At 65.8% G+C, this 6314-nt stretch carries 7 protein-coding genes and 1 pseudogene; 7 read left to right on the plus strand and 1 reads right to left on the minus strand.

Features of this window, described 5'->3' with window-relative positions:
• The first annotated feature begins 207 nt into the window (after nt 1-207).
• From DMH12_RS36405 to DMH12_RS36425, 5 genes are all read left to right on the plus strand, one after another.
• Nucleotides 208-867 carry a hypothetical protein gene (locus tag DMH12_RS36405; protein ID WP_185832754.1) on the plus strand — a complete coding sequence of 220 codons (660 nt, stop codon included), beginning with the start codon at nt 208-210 and terminating at the stop codon, nt 865-867.
• Nucleotides 868-1142: 275 nt separating this feature from the next.
• On the plus strand, nt 1143-1361 hold the full coding sequence (locus tag DMH12_RS40135) for a hypothetical protein (RefSeq protein WP_260474471.1): 219 nt from the start codon (nt 1143-1145) through the stop codon (nt 1359-1361).
• A gap of 535 nt (nt 1362-1896) precedes the next feature.
• Nucleotides 1897-2556 (plus strand): hypothetical protein, encoded by a 660-nt coding sequence (locus DMH12_RS36415; RefSeq protein ID WP_125495577.1) that lies wholly within the window; start codon nt 1897-1899, stop codon nt 2554-2556.
• 17 nt (nt 2557-2573) lie between these two features.
• Nucleotides 2574-3572 carry a hypothetical protein gene (locus DMH12_RS36420; RefSeq protein ID WP_260474472.1) on the plus strand — a complete coding sequence of 333 codons (999 nt, stop codon included), beginning with the start codon at nt 2574-2576 and terminating at the stop codon, nt 3570-3572.
• Between the two features lie 26 nt (nt 3573-3598).
• Complete coding sequence (locus tag DMH12_RS36425) at nt 3599-4267, plus strand: hypothetical protein (protein ID WP_260474473.1); 669 nt, start codon at nt 3599-3601, stop codon at nt 4265-4267.
• A 64-nt stretch (nt 4268-4331) separates the two neighbouring features.
• On the opposite strand, the pseudogene DMH12_RS36430 reads toward DMH12_RS36425, so the two are convergent.
• A pseudogene (locus DMH12_RS36430) lies at nt 4332-4770 on the minus strand (hypothetical protein).
• Between the two features lie 256 nt (nt 4771-5026).
• On the opposite strand from DMH12_RS36430, the gene DMH12_RS36435 reads away from it, so the two are divergent.
• Nucleotides 5027-5344, plus strand: coding sequence for a hypothetical protein (locus DMH12_RS36435; RefSeq protein ID WP_125495578.1), 318 nt, complete (start codon nt 5027-5029; stop codon nt 5342-5344).
• Nucleotides 5341-6314, plus strand: a 974-nt coding sequence (locus DMH12_RS36440; RefSeq protein WP_125495579.1) for a hypothetical protein, incomplete at its 3' end; no start/stop codon positions are given. The genes DMH12_RS36435 and DMH12_RS36440, both read left to right, overlap by 4 nt.

Consider the following 6314-nt stretch of genomic DNA (forward strand, 5'->3'; position numbering starts at 1 on the left):
TAAGAGCCAGATCCCGACCTGCCTCCCCGCCACGCCGTGAGCCTTTGCTGCTCCCTCTACGAAATGTTCCCGGAACCACAGGGGGACTACGCACCCGATAGGGCCACAAAGGGCAGCACAGGCAACGGCGTTCGCCCTGGTGTGCCCGCCCCTCGGTGGATAGCGTTGCTTCGCTGAAGAGAACCCTCGTCCCACGCAGGAGCCACAGTGACTCGCCGCCCCGTCCGCCTCACAGCGCTCACGCTGACCGCCGCTGTGGCCCTGACGCTGTCCGCATGCGGAGGCGACGACAACCCCTCCGAAGGCAAAGACAAGATCGCCGGCGCGAACACGGGCGACTCTTCCCTCTCGCCCTCACCGGCCACGTCCGATCCGTCGGCGGCGACTCGGCCGAAGATCGACCTTCCGTCGGACCTGTCCTACAAGTTCGAGTGGCCCAAGACGGGCGACAAGGACAAGGACGCGGTGCTGGCCGACAGCGAACAGTCCATCAAGGCCGTGGACCTGGCCATCGTGAACCAGGACGCGCTCGACAAGGCGTACCTGACCTACTACGAGGGTGAAGCCGCCGCATCCACGCAAGAGTTCATCCAGGCATACGTCGATGAAAACGCGCGGGTAACGGGCTCCTACCGCTATTACGACGCAGTCGCGCAGGTCCGTACGAAGGACACAGCCTCCCTCGTGTACTGCGAAGACCAGAGCAGGGCCTACGACATGTATCTGAAGCCCCAGAAGGTGATCAAGACCCCCGTCACCAAGAACAGCTACGTGCTGTACAACACGCAGCTGGCCAGGACTGACAAGGGAATCTGGGTCGTCCAGAAAATGCTTTCCCAGAGGGGGAGCACAAAGTGCCAGCCCTGAGCGACGTCATCCTCGATCGCCGCCGCGCCGGAAAGTGAAGCGCTGCATGCCGGCCCACCCCACACAGGAGCTGCCCCGACCGTGTTTCACCGCCGCGCACCTCTGTCAGCAGTGCTCATGCTGAGCGCAGCCGTCGTCCTGACCTTGTCGTCGTGCGGGGGCGGTGACGGCTCGGACGACAGCGACAAAGCCGGGACGGCGGACACGGGTGGCCGAGAACGGGTGACAAGGAGAAGGACGCCGTCCTCACCGACAGCGAGCAGTCCATCAGGGCGGTGGACCTCGCCATTGTCAAACAGGACGCTCTCGACGGAGCTTATCTCCACTACTACGAGGGCGAAGCAGCGTCCGGCACGCAAGAGTTCATTCAGAACTACGTTGATCAAGAGGCGACTATCACCGGCAGCTACCGGTTCTACGCCCCACAGGTGACTGTCCGCAAAGACGGGACGGCTTCCTTCACGTACTGCGAGGACCAAGGAAGGCGTACGTGAAGTACCTGAGAAACAATGAGGTCCGGAAAACTGAGATCACAGCGAAGAGCTACGTCGATTATCGCACCTCCCTGAAGAGGGACGGTGACGGTGAGTGGAAGATCCGAGCGGTCTCCTCGCCAAGCGGGAGCGCGGCTTGTCAGCCATGACCTGCTCTGATCCGCCCTCAGCGCGGTGGAAGGCCGTGGTCCCCCAGGTGACGAGGGAGGACGGCACGAAACCCCCGGTCGAACTCCGCGGGGACTGATCAGTATCTGCATCGAACCACCTCCATCCCGCCCCGGCACGCACGCCTGTCCCGTCGCGAGACTTTGCTGCTTCCTCTACGAAATGTTCCGGATCAACACGAGGGCACTGCAACCGGAGCGTGGCCCCTCTCGTGTTACGCAACCGTTATGGCCCAAGAAGCCACACGAAGCCCTGATTTGGCCGCATAGGGCGCCGTCGGCTGCCGACTTCAGCTCTGGCGTCCCGGTGCCCCGGTGGATAGCGTTGCTTCGCTGAAGAGAACCCTCGTCCCACCCAGGAGCGCACAGTGACTCGCCGCCGCCCCGCCCGCCTCGCAGCGCTCACGCTGACCGCCGCTGCGGCCCTGACGCTGTCCGCATGCGGAGGTGACGACAGCAGCTCCGACGGGAAAGACAAGATCGCGGGCGCGGATACGGGCGACAAGGCGTCTGCTTCGCCCACCCCCAGTGAGTCGACGGCAGAGGGCGTGCCGGAGATCACGTTCCCCTCCGACGCCAAGAACGTCTTCGAGGGCGAGAAGACCGGTGACGCCCAGAAGGACGCAGTCCTTGCCGCCAACACCCTGAGTGTCAACGCGGTGGACGAGGCCATCTTCGAGGGGAGCACCGACACGAAGGCCCTCGGCTTCTACAACGCCGACAAGGCTCTGAGTTCGTCGATCACCTATGTGCAGGGCTACATCGACAGCAATGACACGTGGATCGGTGTGACGCGGTACTTCGACCGGAAAGTCACACTCAAGGGAGATGACAAGGCGTACGTGAGGTACTGCTCCGACGAGAGCAAGTCCTACATCAAGAACAAGAAGAGCGGGAAGGTCGACAAGTCGGCGGCGTCCGCCGACAGTTACGTCCTCTACAACACCGCACTCACCAAGAACGCCGCCGGCGTATGGCAGACCACTGACATCGCGTCGAAGAGGGGGGACAAGGCGTGCCAGCCCTAAGGACCTCAGCGAGGATATTGACCGTACTGACTCTCGTTTGCGTTCCTGTCCTGGCCGCGCAGTCGGCGTATGCCAGTCGCGGCAAGCACGGGAACAACGGCCAGACGGAGCAGAGCGCGGAGACCGGAGACGGCGGCAGCCTCTCGGTCACCGTCGGTGCCGTGGTGTTCGACCACTCCAAGAACGGCAGCGGCGGCTCCGCCGGGGCCTTGACCTCGTCCACGTCATGGACCCCGCCTGCGTGCTGGTACGCCCCCAAGTTCTCCCCGGAGCAGTTGCAGGACTACCTGGAGCCGATCTGGGAGGCGGAGTCCACCGGGTACCAGTGGGACGCCGAGCAGCGGGAGAAGTACAACGCCAAGGACGAAAAGAAGGGCTTCAACAAGGACAAGTCCGGCAAGGGCTACTGGTGGGGCTCGTACGTCAATGACAGCTACCCGCCGGGCTGGGACGCCTGCAACAAGGACTACTTCTGGGTGGACATCGGCGACCCCCCGCCGGCCGACATCCCGAACGCCGTGACCCCGCAGGTCCTCGCCGAACTCGCCTACGAGCAGATTCGAGTTCCGGGCACCGAGGTGACGCTGGCACCCGCGAACGCGACCAAGGTGAACCTGCCCACCTGGGCGTGGCTGGACGGAGCGGCGTTCAAGCCGGTCTCCGTAACCGCCACAGTGGAGGCCATCCAGGTCAGTGCGACGGCCACAGCCGTGCCGGTCTCCCTGGAGATCAAGGCCGGCACCCCGGACGCCGAGACCTACCCGGCTTCGGGCGTGTGCGAAATCAACAACGGACGCATCGGTGAGCCGTACGCGAAGGGCAAGGCCGACGCCACGCCCCCGTGCGGAGTGAAGTACCTGCGCTCCTCGGGCGACGGCACCTTCCCGCTCCAGGCCACGGTCAACTGGGAGATCCACTGGACCGGCACCGGCGGCGCGGGCGGTGACCTCCCCGACGGCTCGTTCGGCGCGACGCAGGACGTCGTCGTCCAGGAGATCCAGGCCGTCAACCGCTGATGCGAGGACTTCCCACTGAGGAGCCGATGATGATCCGTCGCCGGCCCGGCGTACTCGCGTCGCTGGCGCTGACCGTGACCAGTGCTCTGGCGCTGTCCGGATGCGCGGCTGACGACAGCGCGTCGCCGGATGCGGGCGAGAGGGAGGGGGCGGAGGCGGACGCCGACAACGGCGCCGCGGGGTCCCCTCGCCCCTCGTCCTCCTCCGCGACAGGCCGGCCGCGGATCGACCTTCCGTCGGATCTGAAACTGGTCTTCGAAGGCGGGCCCACAGGGGATCAGGTCAAGGACGCGGTGCTCGCCGACAACGCCGAGCGGATGCGTGCCGTGGACGCCGCGATCGCCGGAACGGATCCCGACGGCGTGGCGGTCGGCTTCTACAACACGGGCAAAGCCTTGGAAGCAGCCACGTCCTGGGTCGCGCAGTTCGAGAAGGCAAACGCCACCGTGACCGGTGAAGTCCGATACTTCGACCGGAAGGTCACGCTCAAGGAGGAGGGATCGGCCCTCCTCGCGTTCTGCGCGGACGAGAGCAAGGGCTTCAGCAAGGACAGGACCACCGGGAAAATCGCGACGACGCCCGTCACCCGCAACAGCTTCGTCCGATACAACACCAGGCTCGACCGAAACTCCGCCGGCGTCTGGCAGACGTCCCAGATCCTGTCCACGCGGGGAGCCGAGGAGTGCCAGTCCTGAGGCGTGTCCTCACGACGAGATCGGCTCCGGCGGTGGCGGTCCGTGTTGTGAGCTGACGAGTGGTTCAGCCGCCGGTTCGTGAAATGCCTGAGGATCGGGCAAAGTCGGCGAGGGTGTGAAAGTCGCTTTCCCGCAGCCCGATCCGCGGGTTGACGTGGTGCAGAAGCCCGACTCCCTGGTGGTGGGCGGTCACGTATGTCTGATCCCGCTCGCTCTGCTCGTCGTCCACCAGCGGACCAGTCTTCCAGTGGACTCCATCGGGGCGTTGCTTCAGTAGAGCGTCGCCGACGTCGACGAAGGGCAGTTCTGGAAGGCCGAGGACCGGTGGGATCCCTCTGGGTTGAGCCAGACGCGCAGGGGGGGGCGCCGTCGAGATCACAGGTCCCTGTCGTCCGTACGTGCGTCGTTTCGGGGGACTCTCAGTGTGGTGTAGCCGTGAGGTCGTGGGCCGCATAGGGGTTGAGTGGTCCGTCCACGTCAAGGAAGAGCAGCGGTCGGTCCACGATTCCCCCGGTCAGTCATGCTCACTGTTGCCGCCTGCCCCTGTCAGCGTAGCTGTGCAGTTGCTCCATCCGATGCCCTCCTCGTTCCGCCCCGGGGCAGCCTTACGTCCGCCGTCAACCACTGAGCTGTTGCGGCAGCCCTCAGTGCGGAATCTGCTGCCTCAACGAGGGGCAGGCAGCTGAACGGCGCCACGAAAGGCGGACGACGTCGTTCCTCACATCGGTGCAGGTGGGCCGGTGAGAGGGGACGGGGCAGATGGCGGAGCGGCTTGTCGTCGACGGGGATGAGCTCGGGCGGTTCATGAAGGCGCTGAGGCGGTCGTCGTCCTCGCTCAACGGTGTGCGCAAGGCGTTGTCCGACGCCACGATCGTCGGGCTCGGTACGGATGATCTCGACTCCGCGTGCGAGTCCTTTCAGGAGGACTGGAAGTACGGCTCCGAGGAGATCGGGAAGCAGACGGAGGATCTCGCCGAGATCATTGGCAAGAGCAAGGACAGCTATCTCGAGGTCGACAAGGCGCTCGAGGAGGCGGTGCGGGCGGCGCGCGAAGGCAAGGGCGGTGGCGCGAAGTGACCGCCACGGCCGGGAACGACCCGTACGGTGCCGCGCTCGATCCGCGGTCCCGAGCGGATCTGGACAAGCCGCAGGGGTTGAAGTCCGCACCGCGTATGCCGAACCCGGCCTATCCGCATCTTGGCTTCAACCCTGTCCCGGGTGACACGGAGGCCGTGCGGGGGCTGGAGAAGAAGCTCAGCGGGTGCGCCAAGGTACTTGAAGAGGCCCACGACCTCGTCACCAAGCTCCTCGACGGCAGCTACTGGAAGGGCGACGCCGCCGTCGCCTTCCGCGAGCAACTCGACGGCGGGCCGCTGCCCCTGAACCTCAAGAACGCCGCGCACTCCCTCCGCAAGGCGGCCCGGCAACTCGACCGCTGGGAAGGCGAGCTCACCGACTTTCAGCGTCGGGCCGGGAAGCTGGAGGAGGACGCGACGGAGGCGCAGGCCGAGGTCGATCGCGCGCAGGGGCGTGTGGAGAAGCTGGGCGACGGCGCTGACCTCAAGGCGGGCGGGGCCGGCGGTGATGCCGCCCGGAAGGACCTCACCCGCGCAAACGGCGACTTGGACGACGCCCAGGCTGAGCTGGCCAAAGTCATCGGCAAGGCGAAGAGGCTGGCCGAGGAACACGAGCAGCAGGCCGGCCTGCGCGCACGCAAGATCCGCGACGCGACGAAGAAACTCGTACCGCACGAGCCGGGTTGGTTCGACGAGGCCCTCGACTGGCTGGGCGACAACCTGCCGGACATCCTCAGCTTCACGGCGGGGTTGGTGGGGGTGGCGGCGCTGCTTTTGGCGGGGCCTATGGGGTGGGGAGCCGCCACCTTGGCGGCGCTGCTCTTGTCCGCATCGGGCCTGAGCGCAGGGGCGCTCGCCCTGCGGCTCATGGATCCCGAGGTGAGGGGCTCCATCTTCGACGGCATCACAAAAGGCGAACTCGACGCCGACTTTTGGAGTAACACCGTCTCGGTGGGGGCGGACCTTGCGGG

This window comes from Streptomyces sp. WAC 04229, assembly GCF_003947455.1.
Taxonomy (GTDB): Bacteria; Actinomycetota; Actinomycetes; order Streptomycetales; family Streptomycetaceae; genus Streptomyces.

What these genes read in the sequence shown, in the direction of transcription:
- DMH12_RS36435 (WP_125495578.1), top strand. Translation starts at nt 5,027, where the DNA reads ATGGCGGAGCGGCTTGTCGTCGACGGGGATGAGCTCGGGCGGTTCATG.
- DMH12_RS36425 (WP_260474473.1), top strand. Translation starts at nt 3,599, where the DNA reads ATGATGATCCGTCGCCGGCCCGGCGTACTCGCGTCGCTGGCGCTGACC.